The sequence below is a fragment of the Chloroflexus sp. genome (assembly GCF_034435895.1).
Classification (GTDB): domain Bacteria; phylum Chloroflexota; class Chloroflexia; order Chloroflexales; family Chloroflexaceae; genus Chloroflexus.
The window spans coordinates 1-20,367 of sequence record NZ_DAOTWH010000303.1 but is presented as its reverse complement, the minus strand read 5'-3'; the positions used below and the strand labels follow the sequence as shown (position 1 = coordinate 20,367).

General features: G+C 61.1%; 16 protein-coding genes. 13 read left to right on the top strand and 3 right to left on the bottom strand.

What is annotated here, in order from left to right; genetic code table 11:
- The 5 genes from U9R81_RS16985 to U9R81_RS16965 all read left to right on the top strand — a co-directional run.
- On the top strand, positions 1-1,494 hold a 1,494-nt coding region (locus tag U9R81_RS16985), incomplete at its 5' end, for a peptidylprolyl isomerase (RefSeq protein WP_322496609.1).
- Between the two features lie 239 nt (positions 1,495-1,733).
- Positions 1,734-2,603, top strand: coding sequence for a PH domain-containing protein (locus U9R81_RS16980; RefSeq protein WP_322496608.1), 870 nt, complete (start codon positions 1,734-1,736; stop codon positions 2,601-2,603).
- A gap of 258 nt (positions 2,604-2,861) precedes the next feature.
- Positions 2,862-4,640 carry an ABC transporter substrate-binding protein gene (locus tag U9R81_RS16975; RefSeq protein WP_322496607.1) on the top strand — a complete coding sequence of 593 codons (1,779 nt, stop codon included), beginning with the start codon at positions 2,862-2,864 and terminating at the stop codon, positions 4,638-4,640.
- Between the two features lie 90 nt (positions 4,641-4,730).
- Positions 4,731-5,735, top strand: a complete 1,005-nt coding sequence (locus tag U9R81_RS16970; protein WP_322496606.1) for an ABC transporter permease — start codon at positions 4,731-4,733, stop codon at positions 5,733-5,735.
- A gap of 96 nt (positions 5,736-5,831) precedes the next feature.
- Positions 5,832-6,809 (top strand): ABC transporter permease, encoded by a 978-nt coding sequence (locus U9R81_RS16965; protein WP_322496605.1) that lies wholly within the window; start codon positions 5,832-5,834, stop codon positions 6,807-6,809.
- 39 nt (positions 6,810-6,848) lie between these two features.
- Here the strand turns inward: U9R81_RS16965 and U9R81_RS16960 are convergent, their stop codons facing one another.
- The gene (locus tag U9R81_RS16960; RefSeq protein WP_322496604.1) at positions 6,849-8,018 is read right to left on the bottom strand and encodes an acyl-CoA dehydrogenase family protein; all 1,170 of its coding nucleotides are present in this window, start codon (positions 8,016-8,018) and stop codon (positions 6,849-6,851) included.
- Positions 8,019-8,096: 78 nt separating this feature from the next.
- Positions 8,097-9,845, bottom strand: coding sequence for a CocE/NonD family hydrolase (locus tag U9R81_RS16955; RefSeq protein WP_322496603.1), 1,749 nt, complete (start codon positions 9,843-9,845; stop codon positions 8,097-8,099).
- Between the two features lie 460 nt (positions 9,846-10,305).
- Between U9R81_RS16955 and U9R81_RS16950 the strand changes: the two genes are divergently transcribed.
- The 8 genes from U9R81_RS16950 (at position 10,306) to U9R81_RS16915 (ending at position 19,669) form a co-directional block, all read left to right on the top strand.
- Complete coding sequence (locus tag U9R81_RS16950) at positions 10,306-10,557, top strand: FmdB family zinc ribbon protein (RefSeq protein ID WP_066787541.1); 252 nt, start codon at positions 10,306-10,308, stop codon at positions 10,555-10,557.
- A gap of 180 nt (positions 10,558-10,737) precedes the next feature.
- Positions 10,738-11,508 carry a serine O-acetyltransferase EpsC gene (epsC, locus tag U9R81_RS16945; RefSeq protein ID WP_322496602.1) on the top strand — a complete coding sequence of 257 codons (771 nt, stop codon included), beginning with the start codon at positions 10,738-10,740 and terminating at the stop codon, positions 11,506-11,508.
- A gap of 39 nt (positions 11,509-11,547) precedes the next feature.
- Entirely contained in the window at positions 11,548-12,966 is a 1,419-nt protein-coding gene (cysS, locus tag U9R81_RS16940) for a cysteine--tRNA ligase (RefSeq protein ID WP_322496601.1), read from the top strand.
- Positions 12,967-12,971: 5 nt separating this feature from the next.
- Positions 12,972-13,955, top strand: coding sequence for a 50S ribosomal protein L11 methyltransferase (locus tag U9R81_RS16935; RefSeq protein ID WP_322496600.1), 984 nt, complete (start codon positions 12,972-12,974; stop codon positions 13,953-13,955).
- A 132-nt stretch (positions 13,956-14,087) separates the two neighbouring features.
- A complete protein-coding gene (locus U9R81_RS16930) occupies positions 14,088-15,122 on the top strand; it encodes a type I phosphomannose isomerase catalytic subunit (protein WP_322496599.1) in 1,035 nt (344 codons plus the stop codon).
- Positions 15,123-15,130: 8 nt separating this feature from the next.
- Positions 15,131-15,886, top strand: coding sequence for a 16S rRNA (uracil(1498)-N(3))-methyltransferase (locus tag U9R81_RS16925; RefSeq protein ID WP_322496598.1), 756 nt, complete (start codon positions 15,131-15,133; stop codon positions 15,884-15,886).
- Between the two features lie 13 nt (positions 15,887-15,899).
- Entirely contained in the window at positions 15,900-17,414 is a 1,515-nt protein-coding gene (locus tag U9R81_RS16920) for a S41 family peptidase (protein WP_322496597.1), read from the top strand.
- 362 nt (positions 17,415-17,776) lie between these two features.
- Positions 17,777-19,669 (top strand): protein kinase domain-containing protein, encoded by a 1,893-nt coding sequence (locus U9R81_RS16915; protein ID WP_322496596.1) that lies wholly within the window; start codon positions 17,777-17,779, stop codon positions 19,667-19,669.
- Positions 19,670-19,706: 37 nt separating this feature from the next.
- Here the strand turns inward: U9R81_RS16915 and U9R81_RS16910 are convergent.
- Positions 19,707-20,367, bottom strand: a 661-nt coding sequence (locus tag U9R81_RS16910; RefSeq protein ID WP_322496595.1) for an ATP-dependent helicase, incomplete at its 5' end; no start/stop codon positions are given.

Here is a 20,367-nt window from a genome sequence, read left to right as displayed (position 1 = left end):
CCAGCGCCGGCGCAACCTCCCGCGCCGCGCCGCCCATCGCGCCGCCGTCTCGAAGAAGAGCGCCGCCAGCGTCTCGTGATTATCGCTACGGCGAGCGCGCTGGCGATCGCCCTGTTAGCCATTGTCAGCGGGTTGATCTACGAACAACTGTGGATTCCCAGCCGGCCAGTGGCGCAGGTTGGTTCGGCGACGCTCACCCGCAGCGATTACTGGCGCGAGCGTCGCCTTACGTATGCTCGTGAGGTTTATCAGAATTTCCAATTGCTCGACCTGTTTGGGGCCAGCAATCCGCAGATTGCCCAGCAGTTTCAGGGGCGCAGCATCGTGATCGATCAGCAGATCCGCAGGTTGCGCAATGCTGCCATTGAAGATCGGATCGTTTCGGATTGGATTGATTGGCAGCTCAAGCAGCGGGCTGCGGCTGACTTCGGCATCACGATCAGCGATGATGCGGCGATCCAAGAAGCGGTCGCCGATTTGTCCTTTATCTTCCTCCCGCCGCTGCCCGAACCCGTTCCTACACCTGATCCGAATGTAACGCCATCACCGACGGTTGATCCGGCAGCGACCGCGACACCGGAACCGACGGCGACGCCATCGCCGACTCCCGGTGGGCCAACGCCAACCCCGGAACCGTCGCCGACGCCGTTCCCGACCTTTACGCCGGTGCCGACGCCCCAACCCGCCGAGGCGCGCACCCAGTTTGATCAGATTATTGACGAGATTTATCGCCGTTATGAGCTTGAGCTGATCGCGACCGAGGCGAAGCCAGAGCTCAGCAAAGACGAATTCCGCCAAGCGTTGCTCGGCCAGTACCGCGATCGGTTGCTGAACGATCAGATTCAGGCCCGGTTGGTGCCGGAAGAAACCTTCGTCGCCAGCACCGAGCCAGAGCGGGTGCGCGCGCGCCAGATCTTGATTGCGGTCAACCCGCCGGCAGAAGCGACGACCGAGCAGATCGATACGGCCTTTGCCGCGGTGCTGCCGGCGGCGCAAGAGCTGGTTGCCCAACTGCGGGCCGGGGCCGATTTTGCAACGCTGGCCACCGAACGTTCCGATGATCCCGGTTCGCGCGAGAATGGCGGCGAGATCGGTTCGTTTGATCGCAACGGCTTCGCCGATAACGGCGCGACCTACCCGCCGGAATTGGTGCAGGCTGCCTTTGCCTTACCGGTGAACCAGATCAGTGATCCGATCCGCACCCAGTTCGGCTGGCATATTCTGGAAGTAACTGATCAGACGATCCCGTCGAAAGCGGATCAGTTGCAGAAGGCGCGCACCGAAGCGTTCGATCGCTGGATCGCCGAGCAACGGGCAGCAGCCGATGTGCGGCGCTTCCCTGAGCCAACGCCGACGCCAACGCCATTCCCGACTGAGCCGGTTCCGACATCTGTGCCGATCTACCTGCCCGGCCCGCCGACGCCGTTGCCAACACCGACGCCGGCGCCGACCGTTGAGGCAACGCCGGAACCGGCGGCGACAGTGACGCCGTAATTGGTTGGTTGTGATGCCGGTCTGGTGTGTGTGGCCACTTCGCTCTCATCGGTGAGGTTATGGAGTGCGGTAGTTAGACTGCCGCACTCCATATCTAGGCAGTATGGCTCGTTTGGTGAGATGAGGGACGCACTTGCCGCCATAGACCGGCAATCGGAGTATTGCCGGCCTGCTTGGCCTCATAACGCACTATGCAACGCTGGCGACCAATAGCAACAGCTCGTATCTGGCTTGGCCTTATGCTTGCCGTCGTGAGTGCAGCGGGGGCGGGTTGGCTGTTGCTCAGGATGAGTGCGGCCTTGAGCGGGCCGCCTGAGCAGTGGCCAATTGACGGCTGGCTGTTTGGGCAGGCCGTGCTCGCGCTTGGTTTGCTGGCGCTGGCCGGTTTTCTCATCTACCGCACTGCGGCTGCGCTGACCTTACGGTATAGCCTTGACCGCAATGGGTTATACATTCAGTGGCTAGGCAGCCGCGCGGTCATTCCGCTGACCCTCATTGACCGGGTTGAACAAGGCGCGTTAGCGATCGGCGACTGGCGCACAGCATTGGCGAGCATCGGCTACTACCATGGCCGTGTCCAGACCCACGATGGCATCGTTATCCATCGCTTTACCACCCGGCCATTGGCGGAAGCGTTGGTGATCTACGCTGGCAATGCTGCCTACGCCATCTCGCCCACCGACCAAGCCGGCTTCGTGCAAGAATTAGAGCAGCGGCGACGACTTGGCGCCATTCAGACGCTGACGCCCGGCATTGAAGTCGCCCGTTTTCTGGTCTATGACTTTTGGGCCGATCCGGTCATCCGGCAATTGTTACTCGTGACGCTTCTGCTTAATCTGGTCTTGTTTGGGGCAATTGTCGCCATCTATCCCTCGTTGCCGTTTCAGATCGAATGGCGTGGCGACCAAATTGGCGCCGCCGCCGAATTAGCCCCGCGCATCCGCATCTTCTTCTTGCCGGTAGCGGCAGCGTTGACCGCGCTGTTCAATCTCATTGGCGGTCTGATCGTCTACCGGCGCAGCCCCTTGGCTGCGCGCCTCTGGCAGGGATTTTCGCTTGGGGTGCAGCTCTTCTTCGCGATTGCCGCCGTCGCTGTGTTGCGAGCATAATAGTTACCTTGACAAGCATCCGTTCCGCGTGGTACGATCCCCCATACCGAAGGGGGTTTTTTCACATCTGTGGTTGGTTGTTCTCTTGCACAGCCTGCGCCGGTATCGTGTATCTCATTAGGCAGAAAGGAGGGCAAGAGCGCACGCTATTGGCTACCTTTACCCTCTTCACCTGCGCAGCACTGTGCCAGACCGATTCCAGCCACCTTCCCCGTTTCGATGAGGTGTTTCGTGTCACAGATGCTAAGGAGTATCGCGATGAATCCGCTGCGCTGGCGTCACACGCTCGCCCTCACGCTGCTGTTTGGGTTATTGTTGCCCATCTTGGCAGCGTGTGGCGGCGGCAATCCCCCGGCTACGCAAGCAACCACTGCCCCGGCTGAACAGCCAACCACCGCCTCAGCACCCCAACCGACGGCTGCGCCGCAGCCAACCGCTGCGCCAGTTGCCGGAACGGCGCAACCCGGTGTATTGCGGCTGAACACTGGCTCGGAGCCAGACAATGTCGATCCGCAGAAGGCCAGCTTCGTCAACGAGATCCAGTTCATTATGATGGCCTATCAGGCCCTGATGTCCTTTGATCTCGACATGAACCCCATTCCGGCGGCTGCTGAGAAGGTTGACGTGTCGGCAGATGGAAAGGTGTACACCTTTACCTTGCGCCGCGACGGCAAGTACAGCGATGGTACGCCGGTCACTGCACGCAACTTTGAGTATGCGTGGAAGCGGCTGGCTGATCCAGAGACAGCGGGTGAGTACCAATCGTTGCCCTGCGGCATTATCAAAGGCTATAGCGAGTATAGCGCCGCCGCTTGCCAAGGCTTGTCGATGGAAGAGGTGATGAAGCTCGATCTCGACAAGCTGCGCGACGAGTTTGGCGTCAAGGCACTGGATGATTACACGCTGCAGATCGAGCTGGTTGCACCGGCGCCGTATTTCCTCAGCATGGCCGCGCTCTGGATCGGCGCGCCGGTGCGCGAGGAGGACGTGGCGAAGGGTGATGACTGGTGGTACGATCCGGCCAACTATATTGGCAACGGCCCCTTCGTGCTGAAAGAGTGGGAGCACGACAGCAAGGCGATCTGGGAGCCGAACCCCTATTACGTGGGGCCGCTGGGGCCGATCAAGCTCAAGCGGGTCGAGTACTACATGATCTCTGATGGCCAAGTTGCCTTCCAAGCCTACCAGAATGGCGAGCTGGATATTCTGGGTGTTGGCGCCGAAGACTTGGCCACGGTCAAATCAGACCCGGTCTTGAGCAAGCAAACTATTGATGTCCCCGGCTCTTGCACCTTCTACTTTGGTTTCAACCTCGCGAAGCCGCCGTTTGACAACAAGCTCGTGCGGCAAGCATTTGCGCAGGCGCTCGATCGCGAAGCCTACGTGCGCGATGTCTTCCAAGGTCTCGGCACACCGACCTACAGCTTCATCCCGCCCGGCTTCCCCGGCTACCAGCCTGATTTGCGGCTGTGGGAGTTCAATCCTGAGAAGGCCAAGCAGACCTTGGCCGCGGCCGGTTATCCGAACGGGCAGGGCTTGCCGGAAATCAAGCTGACCTATTCTGGCACAGCGCGCAACAACGCTCGTTTTGAGTGGGTGGCCAACCAGTTCAAGCAGAATCTTGGCATCGATGTAATCCTCGATCCGATCGATCCGACCGCCTTTGCTGCGGCGACCAAAGACAACCCGCCGCAGATGTTCTCGTTGGGTTGGTGCGCTGACTATCCCGATCCGCAAAACTGGGTCTCGCTCTTCCAGACCAATGGCTTGCTCAGCGCGCGCGTCAACTACTCGAACCCGCAGCTCGACGAGCTGGTACGGCAGGCTGATATTGAGCAAGACCCGGTGCGCCGCGCCGAGCTCTACGCGCAGGCGCAAACCGTTCTGGTTGAAGATGCGCCGGTTGTCTTCATGCTCAACAACGGCGGCCCAGTGCTGGTCAAACCGTATGTGAAAGGTGTCACGCCAGAAACGATCACGCCGCTCGATTACTGGCTCGGCTTCTTCAACTTGCCAAATGTGGACGTGCAGCCCTAAGCGGCATCGTCTGCGTTAGGCTTAACGCAGAGGCGTACAGAGAGGTTCATCTGCGCCTCTGCGCTTACCAACTACATCTAGGAATACTGTATGACCGCCTACATCATCCGGCGCATCTTGTGGAATATCCCGGTGCTAATTATCGTGGGATTTGTCACGTTTGGTATCGCCAAGCTGACGCCGGGAGGACCGTTCGACACCCAACCCGAACGGCGCCAGCTCTCGCCGCGGGTCGAAGCGATTTTGCGCGAACGGTTCGGGATGGATCTACCATTTTGGCGCCAGTTTACCCGCTATATGTTTTTTGATGTTGTGCCTGACCCAAAAACCGGTGAATGGAAGATGCAGTGGGGCGCGATTGCCGGCAATCTCGGCCCGACCTACTCGTCGCGGGGGGCGCGCACGGTGCAGCAAGAGTTGTTTGAGGGCACGCCAACCCGGCCCAGTAAGTTCTACTATTCGGCCCGGCTAGGGGTGCAGGCGCTCTTGTTTGCGGTCGTCTTCGGCATTCCGCTGGGTATTCTGGCTGCGTTGCGCCAAAATACATGGCTTGATTACCTGCTCTCATTGTCGTCTACTATTTTCGTTGCGTTAGGGTCTCTGATTACCAGTTTGATCTTGGTGATCGTCTTTGCCGTTATTCTCAATTGGTTTACCGTTATCCCCGATTGGAATGATCCGGTGAAGCCGTGGATCTTGCCGACGGTGGCGTTAGGCACGACCAGTATGGCCTTCATTGCCCGCCTGACCCGTTCGAGCGTGCTCGAAGTGAAACGGCAAGACTACATTCGCACGGCGCAGGCGAAGGGCTTGGCCGGGCAGGTGATTGTCTGGCGTCACATGCTGAAAAATGCGCTACTGCCGGTGGTGACGATTTTAGGGCCAGCGCTGGCCGGTCTGATCACCGGCACGCTGTTTGTTGAGACAATCTTTCAGATACCCGGCATGGGCCGTACCTTTGTTGACGCGATCGGCAAACGCGACTATTCGATGATTATGGCCGGCTCGCTGATTTATGTCTTCTTTTTAGGAATTGCTAATCTCTTGGTTGACATTGCGTATGGCGTGCTTGATCCACGGATTAGCTATAAATAACGTTGTGGGAGATAGGGAGTGGGGGTCAGGGAGATGCGTGTTTTAAGCCGCCCACGCACTCGTGAGCGCGTTATCGGTTGATAGTGAGGAGCAGACGTGACGTCGCCGGCCAAGTCGTTGACCAACCCGATCGATATTCAAGCCCTCAACACCAAACCGCGCAGCTTGTGGTCAGATGCGCTGGGCCGGCTGCGGCGCAACCGCGCGGCGATGGTCGGGCTTGTGGTGATTATCCTCTACGTGATTGTGGCGGTGGCCGCGCCGTGGCTCGCGCCGTTTAACCCCGTCCAGCAGATCCCCAATAACAGCCTGCGCCCGCCGGCATGGGTGACAGATAACCCGGCCCGCATGGGGGCGCCTGAGCACCTGCTTGGCACCGACACGCTGGGGCGCGATGTGTTGTCGCGGTTAATGTATGCGATCCGGGTGTCGCTGATTGTGGGGATTGTGCCGCAGGCCGCGATTTTGCTGATCGGGGTGACGATTGGCCTGATCTCAGGTTTTGCCGGCGGGTGGCTCGATAACCTGCTCATGCGCTTTACCGAAATTGTGGCCGCATTTCCCGATCTGCTGTTTATTATCGCGCTCTCGACTGCCTTTCGCGAGACGTGGCTTGGCCGTACTTTCAACGGATTACTGCTGATCTTCGTCGCCGTCTCGCTGGTGAGTTGGACGGGAATTGCGCGCTTGGTGCGCGGGCAGGTGCTGTCGCTGAAGGAGAAGGAGTTTGTCGAGGCGGCGCGGGCGATTGGGGTGCCGACCACGGCGATCTTGTGGCGGCATATCTTACCTAATACGCTAGCGCCGATTATTGTCTCGACCTCGTTTAGCATTCCCGCTCTGATCAGCGCCGAGGCAGTGTTGACCATTCTCGGCGTGGGCATGCGGCCATCGGTTGATCCTGATAACCCCTTCCCAACTAGTCTAGGGGTGATGTTGACCGAAGGTTATAACAATCTGTCGTCGGGGCCGTGGTTGCTCAGCTTTCCGGTGATTTTGATTGCGGGGTTGATGTTGTCGTTTACGTTCCTTGGCGACGGATTGCGGGATGCGCTGGATCCGCGGGAACGGTGATGGGACGGGGCAGGGCAACGCCCTTCCCCGACAGGTGGGTTAATACAACCGGATTTTGTAGCCGACCTGTTTCAACAATTCGCTGGCTATCACGTGCTTTTGGATCTCGTTGGTGCCCTCGAAGATGCGGGTGACGCGGGCATCGCGGTACATGCGCTCAAGCGGCAGTTCGCGCGAGAATCCCATACCGCCGTGGATCTGGATCGCCTCGTCAATGATCTGGCTGGCCATCTCGGTGCAGTAGAGCTTGACGATACTGCTTTCGAGCGTCGCTGGCTGGCCGGCGTCAACCCGACGCGCACAGTCGTAGACGATCTGTTCCATGGTGTAAAGCTTCATCGCCATCTCGGCTAGCTTAAACTGGAGGGCTTGAAACTCGGCGATCGGGCGACCAAACTGGTGGCGAGTAACCATATACTTGCGGCTCAGCTCGAACGCTTCCTTGGCCGAGCCGATGCTGCTGGCGCCTAGCCCGCAGCGACCGATGTCGAGGGTGCGCATAGCCAGCGGGAAGCCCATGCCGACCTGCCCCAACACACTCTCGGCCGGCACGCGGCAATCCTCGAAGTAGAGGCTGGCGGTGTGCGAGGCGCGCAAACCCATCTTCTCTTCGATTTTGCCGACGCGGAAGCCGGGCATATTCTTCTCGACGATGAAGGCGGTGATGCCGCCGCGCGCGCCGAGATTCTTGTCGGTCACAGCGTGAACGACGATCACGTCGGCGAAGCTGCCGTTGGTAATCCACATCTTTTGGCCGTTGATGATCCACTCATCGCCGCGACGCTCGGCAGTGGTCTGGATGTGGGCAGCGTCCGAACCGGCATTCGGCTCGGTGAGCGCCCATGCGCCCCACATGCGGCCTTCGATCAGCGCGCGCAGGTAGGTCTCTTTTTGCTGTTCAGTGCCGCCGAGGTAGATGCTCATCGCCGCCAACTGGGCATGAGCGCCGATGATAGTGGCATGGCTGGCGCAGGCCCGGTTCAGTTCTTCCATTAGCACGCAGTAGCCGGTGATGCCAAGTTCGAGGCCGCCGTAGCGTTCGGGGAAGGGCACGCCGAGCAGGCCGAGCTCAGCGGCCTTCTTCAGCGTCTCGAACGGCACGCGCTCTTCTTCGTCGATAGCGCGGGCAATCGGGCGGATCTCCTTGTCGACGAATTCGCGTACCGTCTGGCGTAACATCTTGATTTCTGGACTGTGCTCGTACTCCATTGTAGGTGTGCTCCTTTGCTGGGAGGCGCACAGCCGTGCGCCTCGATACGGATGATGGAGGCGCACAGCCGTGCGCCTCTACTGGGATGGCGGCGGGGGGCGGGCGGGATCGGCCACCGGCACGATGATCGCCGACGGGTGGGCGGCGTCGTGGCAAATGCGGTGCTCGATGACTGGCCCGCCATGCCCTTGGCCATACGGGCAATCGTCGCCGGGGTGCGGCCCCCAGCGCGGGCTGCCGCCGCCAGCAATGTGTACGCGCAGGCGGTGGCCGGCGCGAAACCGTTGGGCGGTGGCGGTAAGATCAATCTCGATCCGGCGGACGCCATCGGGTTGGACATCGCCAACGCCGGGCCGCACGCGCACGATGCCGTCGCAGATGTTGATGCTGCGCCCGTCGGGGTAGACATCGCAGAGACGGCCAACCAGATCAAAGAAGGGATAGCCGGTACAGATATAGACACACAGCCGGACTGGCCCAATCACATCGAGATCAGCCGCCAGTGGCGGGGTGGTGAAGGTCAGCACATCGGGCCGCGCTTCGAGCGGGCGTTGGTCACGCGGGCCACCTTGTGCGCTGAGCACTGCGCCGCCGATGGCCGGGGTCGGATCGGCGGGATCGTAGCGAAAGTAACTGGGCGGCGCACCGGCGGGTGGCGGTTGATGGGAAAGACTGCGATCGGGCTGCAAGAAATAGCGCGTCATGGTGGCCGGTGGCGGCCAGAAATCCATCTCGTGCCACTCGTGGCTGCCCATAAGCGCGATGCGTACCGGACGGCGAGCCAGCAACTCGCGCTGCCCCTTAAGATGGGCATCAAACCACCACAACCCTTCGCGCAGTCCCTCGAACACGAGCGCCAGATCGTTGTGGGCGCGCGGCAAGACGGTCAGATACGGGCGTTTGCCGGCGGCGACCAACGCGGCGTAATCGGCCAACTGGCCGGGGAGGAAGATGTCGTACCAGCCGGCGACCAGATGGACGGCGGCGTTGATCCGGTGCAGCGAGCGGTGGTAATCGACCTGTGACCAATACGGCCCGTGCGGATCGGGATCGCGCAGCCACTGTTGGAAGAACGGCACTGGCGCGCCGGTAGCCAGTTCGGCGGCGGCGGCGTAGGGTTGGTGGCGGAGGGCGCGGGCCACTATTCGCTCGCGCAAGATGAACAGACGCCAGAGCGCCGCTAGATCAAGCTGTTGCCGGTGGCGGTTGGTGGCATCGATCAGAAAGACCCAGCGCAAGGTTGATTCGAGCGCGAACGCACCGCCGGGGTAGAAGAGCGATGAAAAGCGGGCGCTGGTAACAATCGGCACAATCGCTTTGAGGTAGGGCGGCCCATCAATCGCCGGCCCCCATTGGGTATAGCCGACATAGCTCGGCCCCCAGAGACCGAGATTGCCATCGAACCATGGTTGGTCGCCGATCCATGCCACCGTTGCCCGGCCATCGGCAGCTTCGTTCACGAACGGCTCAAACACACCTGCCGAGCGATAACGCCCGCGCACGCTCTGCACAACCACGTTGTAGCCGCGTTCGGCAAAGAGCATGCAACCGGTGTGTTCAAAGATACCCAGCGGCCCTAATTCAGCGGGACGACCGTAAGGGGTGCGGATCAAGATGGTTGGATGCGGGCCGCCAGCGCGGGGCGCGTAGCGATCGGCGTAAAGCACGACGCCATCGGGCATGCGGATGGGAAGATCACGGGTGACGGCCACCCGGTGCTCGGCGGGGCGTAAACCGAGCAAGCGGGCAAGCAGAGGCCGGCGAACGGCAAATACGGTCGCCGCTGCCACCCCGGCTCCAGCCAGAGACCACCCAAGCCAACGCATGCGCCACTCCGCTCTGATGAATTTATAACACGCTGCGTTATCGATGATACCATACCATGACGAGGTGTGTCAATGAGGGGCGACTAAGTGAGGATCAAGGGCAACCCGGAAAGGGAATGATCTCGTGCTCGTGGGGGATTGCTTCGGGCGGACGGCGCCCCTGCGGGGATGCCGCCGCGCCCTCGCAATGACAGGAGGGGTGCCTGCGGGGCGCCGCTCTGCCCGAAGCAATGACAAAGGGGGAGAGTGGGGCGCTGCCGCGCCCTCGCAATGACTGACAGGAGGGGTGGCGGCAGTAGGGATACAGCGCTGCTGTATCCCTATTATACGCACCGCCACGTCCTCACCTTACGCTCGATGCACGATCTAACACTCCTCTTATTGCGCATGTTGGCGCTCTGGGGTACAATACAGAACGTGATATGTCAAACAACTTCGCAATGGAGGTAGGAAGCGCACTATGCCAACCTACGTGTACGCTTGTGATGCCTGCGGCAAGCAGTTTGAGAAATTCCAAAGCTTCAAAGACGAGCCTTTGACCGTCTGCCTGTGTGGCCAGCAAGGCCGGGTGCGCCGGGTGATTCAGCCGGCGGGCATTGTTTTCAAAGGTTCGGGCTGGTACATTACCGACAGCCGTGGCGCGAGCAGCGGCTCGGTAACGGGCAGCGACTCGAGCAAAGGTGACACGAGTGACTCAGCCAGCGACGACTAAATCGCTCGCCTCCTCGCCCCTTTCCTTCCCCGGATGCTACTGTCGCTAGGGGCGCTGCCCTGCTTGGCGGCGCCCCGGCACGTATGCCTGCCGGGTTCGCGCATCGTTGCGCGCTTCCGGCGCTCTCTCGTTATACCCTTTAGCGGTTAGCAGTTCTCTATCATTCGCCGGAGCAATCCGATGCGTCTTTCACATGCTCTCTGTGTTTTGCGCGACGATATTCGCGCCATTTTTCGCAATGATCCGGCAGCGCGCAATTTGGCCGAGGTCTTGCTTTACCCCGGTCTGCACGCGATTATTCTGCATCGTCTGGCTCACGCCCTCTACCGGCGCAAGATTCCGTTCATTCCGCGGCTGATCTCACAGATCAGCCGTTTTCTGACCGGAATCGAAATTCACCCCGGCGCGCGGATCGGGCGCGGCTTTTTCATTGACCATGGGATGGGGGTCGTGATCGGTGAGACAACCGAAATCGGCGATTGGGTGATGCTCTATCAAGGGGTGACGCTCGGCGGCACCGGCAAACAGACCGGCAAGCGCCACCCGACCGTCGAAGATGACGTGGTGATCGGGGTGGGGGCGATCGTGTTGGGAGCGATCACGATCGGGCGCGGCGCGCGCATTGGCGGCGGCGCGGTGGTGGTCAAAGATGTGCCGCCCCATTCGACCGCGGTTGGGGTGCCGGCGCGCATTGTGTCGCGCCGTGACCCGGTGACCGGCCTGTCGCGCCGGGTTGAGCAATTGCCCGACCCTGAAGGCGAGATGTTGCGCGGCCTGCACGACAAGGTGCTAGAGTTGGAGCTGCGCATTGCCGATCTCGAAGCTGAAACCCACGTCCATCACGAGGAACACCGGTTAAAATATGACGCGCTGCCTGACCAGCTCTGGCAGACGTTGCTGAATGAAACGCCGCCGGTTGAAGAAGAGTATAATCAAGGCGCGGGCATTTGAACCGGCGCGGCCCGCCGCTGTGCGAAATAGCGAGTTGGTATGGCGATTCAGCTTTACAATACTCTGACCCGGCGGCTTGAACCGCTGGAGACGATCGAGCCGGGTGTGGTGCGCATGTATGTCTGTGGCGTGACGCCGTATGACGAAGCGCATATCGGCCACGCCATGTCGGCGATCGTGTTTGATATGATCCGCCGCTACCTTGAGTTTCGTGGCTATCAGGTACGGCATATCGTCAACTTCACCGATATTGACGACAAGGTGATCGCGCGGGCGAATGCGATAGGCCAAGACCCGCTGGCGTTGTCGGGGCAGTATGCGGCTGAGTTTTTGGCCCAGTTGCAGGCGATGAATGTCTTGCCGGCGACGGCCTACCCGCGGGTTTCGACCACGATGCCCGGAATCATCGCCTTTGTGCAGGGCTTGATCGAGCGCGGCTACGCCTACGTAGTCGATGGCGATGTCTACTTCCGGGTGCAGCGCGATGAAGACTACGGCAAGTTGTCGGGCCGGTCGCTCGACGAGATGCTGAGCGGCACTCGCTTCGAGGTCGATCCGCGCAAGGAATCGCCGGCTGATTTTGCCCTGTGGAAGGCGGCTCGTCCCGGTGAACCGGCGTGGGATAGTCCATGGGGGCCGGGCCGGCCGGGGTGGCATATCGAGTGTTCGGCGATGGCGATGGAGCATCTCGGCCCGCAGATTGACATTCACGGCGGCGGCACCGACCTGATCTTCCCGCACCACGAGAACGAAATCGCGCAGAGCGAGAGCTTGACTGACCAGCCCTTCGCCCGCTACTGGGTGCATAACGGCATGTTGCAGTTGGTCAACCCGCAGACCCGGCAGGTCGAGAAGATGTCGAAGTCGTTGGGGAATGTGGTGACGATCGCTGATTTCCTCAGCCATTACGACGCCGATGTCTTCCGGCTGATCGTCTTGAGCAGTTCGTACCGCAGTCCGCTGACCTATAACGATGAGATTGCCGCCGACAACCAGCGCAAGCTTGATCGGCTGCTCTCGGCGTTGGCGCCGGCAACCGGCAATGTGCGTGAAGGGCCGGCGGTGACGGCGCTGCGTGACGCTGCCGCCATTGCCCGCGAGCGGTTTATCGCCGCGATGGACAACGACTTTAACAGTCCGGCGGCGCTGGCGGCGCTGTTCGATCTGGTGCGGGCAATCAATGCGGCGCGCGACGCTGGTCTTGCCGCCGAACAGCTGGCGGTTGGGCAACAGACGCTGCGCGAGCTGGCCGGCGTGCTCGGTTTGCGGCTCCAGCCGCGCCAAGCGCGCGCTGCCGCCGAAGCAACCCCGTTTATCGAGCTGCTGATCGAGGTGCGCGGCGAGCTGCGCAAAGCCAAGCAGTACGCGCTGGCCGATCTGGTGCGCAACCGGCTGGCCGAGCTCGGTGTCACGCTGGAAGACGGGCCGCAGGGTACGCGCTGGAAGTGGCAAGGATAAGCGGTATGGAAACGCCGAACACGTGGCTGGAAATCGCGGTTGAAGTCGAGCCGGAAGTCGTTGAGACCGTCTCTGAAATACTGGCGCGCTACGGCTACAACGGCGGCGTCGTAGTCGAACAAGGCTGGGTCGCCGGCGATGAAGGGCCAGAGTTCCAATATGATCCCAACCGGCCGGTCTGGCTGCGCACCTACCTGCCGCTCGACGCGCAGCTCGAAGAGACGCGCCAGCGGATCGAGCATGCCCTCTGGCATGTCAGTCAAATCCGCCCACTGGGGCCGATCCAGACCCGCACCTTGGCCGAAGAGGATTGGGCCAACGCATGGAAACAGTTCTACCCAGTGCTGCGGATCGGCACGCGGACAGTGATCGTGCCGTCGTGGCTGGAATACCAACCGCAACCGGACGACATCGTGCTCTTGCTGGATCCGGGGATGGCGTTTGGTACTGGCCTGCACCCCACGACCAAACTCTGCCTGCAACTGCTCGAACGGCTGGTGCAACCCGGCCAGCAGGTGCTGGATCTGGGTACGGGGTCGGGCATCTTGGCGATTGCAGCGGCTAAGTTGGGGGCCAGCGCGGTGCTGGCGCTCGACAACGACCCGATTGCAGTGCGGGTCGCGCAGGAGAATGTAGCGCGCAATCACGTGAGTGGCAGCGTGACGGTGGCTGAGGGCAGCCTTGGGGCCGGGCAAACGATGGGACACTGGCTGTCGGGCGATTTTGGCCCGGTCACGCCCGATCCGGCGCTGAGCGCAACTACGCCGCAAGCTACGTTTGATCTGATCGCCGCCAACCTGATCGCCAAAGTGCTCGTGTTGTTGGCGCCAGATTTAGCAGCAGCGCTCAAACCGGGCGGCTATTTGGTGAGTAGTGGTATCATTGACATAAAAGAGGCGGATGTAGTGGCGGCGTTTGCCGCTGCCGGGTTGCGGCAGGTTGAACGGTACGTAGAAGGCGAATGGGTGGCGTTGGTGCATACACGATAAGGTAGCGCCGCACAGCCGTGCGGCTGTACAGGGAAATGGCAGTAGCGCCGCACGGCCGTGCGGCTCCGTGAAGGCAATGCCTTGCAATTGGCGATAGAGACGCACGGCCGTGCGGCTGTACAGGGAATCGGCATGAGCGGGTTGTATCCAATGTTGTGCGAGCCGCGGCTGGTGGAATCGATCTGGGGCGGGCAACGCTTGGCGCCGTGGCTGGAATTGCCGCCGCCGCACCCCGAACGACTCGGCGAGATTTGGCTAGTCTTTGACAGCAACCGGGTGAGCAACGGCCCGCTGGCGGGGGTGACAATTGCCGAGCTGGCGCGCGCGCATGGCGCGGCGCTGGTGGGCACGCGGCCGTATGCCCGCTATGGGGCCGACTTGCCGTTGCTGGCGAAGTTTATCGACGCCGCCGACCGGCTCTCGGTGCAGGTACACCCCGACGACGAGTATGCCCATACCGTCGAAGCGCATACTGGGTTCCACGGCAAAACCGAGGCATGGTACATTCTGGACGCCGAGCCGGGGGCGACGGTAACGCTCGGCATGCGCGCGCCGGCTGAGCGGGAGGAGCTAGCGGCGGCGATTGCCGATGGCACGGTGGAAGAGCTGCTTGCCCAACAACTGGTCAGCGCCGGAGACCTGATCTTCGTGCCGGCAGGAACGATCCATGCGATTAACGCTGGGATCATGTTGTTTGAAATCCAGCAGAAATCGGATCTGACCTACCGGCTCTACGACTACAACCGGCGCGACGCGCGCACTGGCCGGCCACGCGAGCTGCATATCGAACAGGCGTTAGCGGTGAGCCGGCGCGAACCGGCGATGACCGCGCAGCTCCGGCCCCTGCCACTTGACGAGCAGCGTGATCTGTTGGTGGCGTGTGCGTCGTTTGCGTTGGAACGCTGGCAGGTGCAGGGCAGCCTCAGCGCCGCGACCGATCCCGGTTCGCTGGAGATTGTGACGGTGATTGCCGGAACGGTGCAACTGGCGTGGGGCAAGGAGACGCTCGAGTTGCGGCGAGGTACGGCAGTGCTCTTGCCGGCGATATTGGGAGCGTACCGGCTTGAAGCGAGTGATGCCACCGTGTTGCGCTCGTATATGCCCGATCTGCCCGCATTACTGGCGGTGGTTGGCGCTGCACCCGGCGCCGCCCCCATTTTTCCATAGATACTGCCGTGGATGACGCGACAACGATACCCAATACCCGGCGCTTCTTCGTTGATCCAGCATGGTTGCGATCTGATCAGATCGAGATCGATGATCCGGCGCTGGTGCATCAGTGGGGGCGGGTGTTGCGGCTCAGCGCCGGCGACCGGGTGTTATTACTTGATGGGCACGGCTTGGCGGCGGTGGTCGAGATTGCCGCCATTGACCGGAAACACGTGCAAGGTCAGGTGATTGCCCGTTGCCATGCCGGCGGCGAGCCAGCGGTGGCGTTCGACCTCTATCTGGCCTTGATCCGGCCAGAGCGGTTTGAATGGGCGTTGCAAAAAGCGGTAGAATTGGGTGCGCGCCGGATCGTACCGGTGGCGTTTGCCCGTTCGCTGCCTAGTGATCGGGCCGATGAGCGCCGACTGGCCCGTTGGCAACGGATCGCCACTGAAGCTGCTGAGCAATCAGGACGGGGCCGGATCCCGGCTGTCGCTGCGCCCCAACCATTCGCGGCGGCGCTGGCTGCGAGCGTCACCGCCGATCTGGCCATCTTGCTCGATGAACGGGCGAGCATCCATCTGCGTGAGGTGGTTAGCACTCACGCAACAGCGCGCCAGATCGCGATCTTCTCAGGGCCGGAAGGCGGCATTGATCCGGCCGAGCGGGAGATGGCGCTTGGGCATAGATTGCATACCGTCTCGTTGGGGCCGCGCATCTTGCGCGCCGAAACCGCGCCGCTGGCAGCGTTAGCGATGCTGCAATACGCACTTCACAGCTAGAAAAGGCTGTTTCATGGAACGGGCTTGGGCCATTATCGGCAAAATCACGCAATGGGTGGCCGTGATCGCAGTCGCCTTCCTTGGCGGTTGGATCACCGGGCGGATTGTCGGCGTCTCGCCGATTGATGTCTTCATCACCGGCGTCTCGAATGCCGACGCGCGGCTGCTCACCCCCGGCGACCGGCGCCAGCAATTCGCCGTCTTCTGGGATGTCTGGGATCTGGTGGAGGGTAATTTCTACCAACCCGAAGCGATTGATCGCCAGCGCATGGTGTACGGCGCGATTCGCGGGATGTTGGCAACGCTCGACGATCCCTACACCTACTTCCAAGAGCCGGAAGAGGCGCAACAAAACCGCGAATCGATGGAAGGACGCTTCGAGGGCATTGGCGCCTATTTGCGGGTGGAAAACGGCCAGATCATCATTGATCGCCCGATCCGCAATTCACCCGCCGAACAAGCCGGCTTGCAACCGGGTGACATCATCGTCGCGGTAGACGACCAACCGCTAGCCGAGCTGATTGCCGGCCTCAGCGACAGTGACGCCAGCGCGCGCGCAGTGAGCCTGATTCGCGGCCCGGCAGGCACCGTGGTACGGTTGACCATCCGCCGGCCGGCTGACGATCGCGTCTTTACCGTCGCGATCACGCGCGCCGCCATCCCGCTGATCACCGTCAATAGCGCCCTCTTGCCCGACGGGATCGCGTACATCCAGATCACCGAGTTCAAAGCGAGCACAACTGAACTCCTTGACCAAGCCATCGCCGAACTCCGCCCGCAACAACCACGCGCGATCGTGCTTGATCTGCGTAATAACAATGGCGGCTTTCTGAACACGGCGCGCGAGGTCTTGGGCCGGTTCTACGACGGTGTTGCGCTCTATGAAGAGGAGCGCGGCGGTGTGAACAAAGAATTGCGCACGATTGCGGCGCCTGCCGATCGGCGGTTATATGGCATTCCTATGGTGGTATTGGTGAATGGCGGATCGGCCAGCGCCGCCGAGGTAGTGGCCGGTGCGTTGCGCGATGAGCGACCAAACACGACATTGCTCGGCGAGAAGACCTTTGGCAAGGGATCGGTGCAAAACATCTACACGTTGCGCGATGGCAGCAGCGTGCGGATCACGATTGCGCGCTGGATTACGCCGGAGGGCGAGGCGATTAATGGGGTCGGGATTACGCCAGAGCACGTTGTGCCGGCGTCGAACGAAGCAGACTATGCTGCGCCGTGCGTACCTGACCAGCCGGTGGAAAACAGTTGCGCCGATGCGCAGCTTTATTGGGCATTGAAGCTGCTGCGCGAAGGTGTGGCGCCGCCGGCAATAACCGAAACAGTAACGGCCCCTGAGGGGGGCCGTACACCGGGCGGCGGGCCAAGGGGCAAGCGCGAGGAAGCGGCAGACACCTTGCCGCGTGGGGCAGAAATTGGGGAGGCAGAGATCCTGACTGGCAGGGAGGACATGGATGGACGGCATCGCATGTCCAATCTCTCAGGCAGCCCGCCGCCAACCGGCACAGCTTTAGTATAGCAATGACGCAGTGCAGAAAAAGAGAATGGGCGGCTACCCTCAGTAGCGATTTGGTTACTGTAAGGTCATCCTTGAGCGGTGAGACCATTACGCAGCGGCGCATGTCAATGACATGCGCGGTGCAATAATTGCAAACAAATGCTCTGATTGAAATGGTCATAACGTTGCACAAGGTACATGCATCACCATCTTCGTCTGGTTTGAGAAATAGAAATGGATTGGTTGCGCCACCGCAAACATCATCAAGCGACAATGTCTATGCCCGGCAGCGATGGCATTGCATAGCAATAGCATCACGATGGGCTTGAAATCAGATTCTTGACGTTTTGTGCGGCGATTCTCAACCTTAAGCTGAGGTGGCTATGAGTACACCACCCCCCACCATCCGCGGCGAACGGCAATCTAACGACACAAACGGCCTTGAATTGCGCGACTACCGGTTGCACGAACAGGTCGGGCAAGACGAGCTATCGCTCATCTACCGCGCCACCCATCAGACCCTCAACCGGCCAGTGTATGTCGCGATCTTACGCCGCCGCGATTGGATCTCAACCAGCCGGTTTCAACTTGCCGCCCAGCTAGCGGCCAGCCTCAGCCACCCGCACCTGTTGCCGGTGATTGATGCCGGCTATGATGATCGCCGCGGCAACTACATAGTGACGCCGTATATTGATGCTCGCCCGCTGAGCGATATCCTAGCCGAAGGCGCACCCGATTTAGCGCTCGCCATGCGGATCATCAGCCAGATCGCCGCCGCCATTGATTACCTGCACGAGCAGAAGGTGGTGCATCGTGACGTGCAGCCGGCCAACATTTTAATCACGCAGCAGGGCAATTCCTATCTGACCAACCTCAGTCTTGCTGCAGCACCTGATGCGCCGCTCGATCTGAGCACGTTGAGCGAGGCCGAATATCTGACCCCTTACTCGGCGCCTGAGTTGCACCTTGCTCAGACCGAGGCGCATCCAGCGCTCGATATCTACAGTCTGGGGGCAGTTGCCTACCATCTGCTCAGCGGCGAATTACCGCCGAGCGGCCTGATCGTGGAACTTGATCTGGCCGGTAAACCGCCGGCGCTGGCGCTGGCCGAACGGGTGCTGTTGCGGATGCTCTCGCCGCAGCCGAACTTGCGCTTTCCGGCCGCCAGTGCAGCAGCGAATGCGCTCAGGCTCGCACTACGCACCTTGCTGGATCAGACCACGACCGATATGGAAGAGTCGCGGTGGGAAACGTGCGCCGAGTGGTTTGACAATCCGCTCGAATTAGCGTTAAACGCCGAGTTGTTGGATCTCGCTGAGCAGTTCAACGACTTCCTCACCGAATCGCGCAAACGGGCCGATCACCTCCACCGGCGCGATTATTTGCGCAAATGGCTCAACCGCTGGAGCCGGCAACATCCGTTTCGTCGCCAATCGCTCGGCCAACTGATCGAGTTTGAGACGATTTCCAGTTATAACATCTACTTCTACGAACTGAAGGTATTGTACGAGTTTCGCACATCGCCGAAGCCGCAGATCCGCCCGATGCAGCTCGATGAACGACCGATCGCTGAACCGGCGCTTGATTTGTGGAAGATGCAATTACCGCCGCCAAAGGATTTTGCCTCGGAAGCGGGCGGCGAGGTGGTCTTGCCGGGATCGCGGCGGTTCTTTACCTGCCCCGACTGCCAAGGTTCGGGGCAAATCCAGTGCCCGCAATGCCAAGGCAAAGGGATGATCAAGCCGCGGGCAAAGCGGGGTGAGCCTGAGCCGGTCGAGCAGACGTGTCCGCAATGCCGAGGGTATGGGAAGATTCGCTGCGACAAGTGCGCCGGCAATGGCAATTTAGTCGAGGAGAAGGTGTTCCGTTGGTCGCGCAAGGCGATCGCGCATGAGAATAATAATGATAGCGAGGGATTGCCGCCGAAGGTGCAAGCACTGTTGCGCCAGCGCGCGCGCAAGGTGTACGAGGCGGAGATTGACCTGTACGATAGCCATTGGCACAGCGCTGGGCCGCTGAGCGCATTGATCGAAAAGGCGAGCAAAGAGGCCGGCGAGCAGGGACGGCCATTGCGGGCATTGTTGCAAATCAAGGGTGCGATGGTGACGCAGATCAATGGCTTGCTCGATGAGCAGGAATGCGAGTTGTACCTGATTGGGCCAGATGAGACTTTGGTGAGTACGGTTTCGCTGTGGAATTGGGAACGGATTGCGTTGGCGACGGTAGTGGTGTTGTTTGTGGTGATGGCGGTGGTGGTGGGGATCATGATGATGTAGGGAGCAGCGCACTGCGGGGGCACAGCGCGCTGTGCCCCTACGGGGGCGTCGCGCGCGACGCCCCCGTTCGTTCGCGGCCAAAGGCAATAATTTCGTCGAGGAAGCGGGATGGTTTGAGGCGCTGGCCGCGGTTGCGGCTGGATGTCCACGATAGGTAGAGCCGTTCGGCGGCGCGGGTGAGGGCGACATAGCATAACCGTCGCTCTTCCTCAAGGCTGGCGGGGTCGCCGAGGCTGCGTTCGTGGGGCAGGGTGCCTTCCTCTAACCCAACCACAAACACAAACGGCCATTCCAACCCTTTGGCGGCGTGAATTGTGAGCAATTGCACCCGATCGCGATCATCGTCGTCATCGTCGGTATTGGTCATCAGGACCACTTCCTGCAAGAACGAACTCAGCTCGGGATGCTCTTCGGCGGCGCGCAGCAACTCTTGCAGGTGGGCGCGCGCTTCGGCCAATTCCTCGGCGTCGAACCGTTCGGCCAGCGCGGCCATATAGCCGCTCTGTTCCAGCACATCGGCCAGCAGATGATCGGGCGGCATCGTGCCGGTGGCTAGTCGCCGCCAGCGTTGGAGGAGGGCAAACAGGCGGCGGGCGCCTTCGACCGCGCGCGGGCTAAGGCCGGGGATAGCAGCGGCGTGGCCGAGCGCCTCGCTGAGCGGGATCGCTTGGGCAGCGGCAAAGGCGGCGATGGTCGCC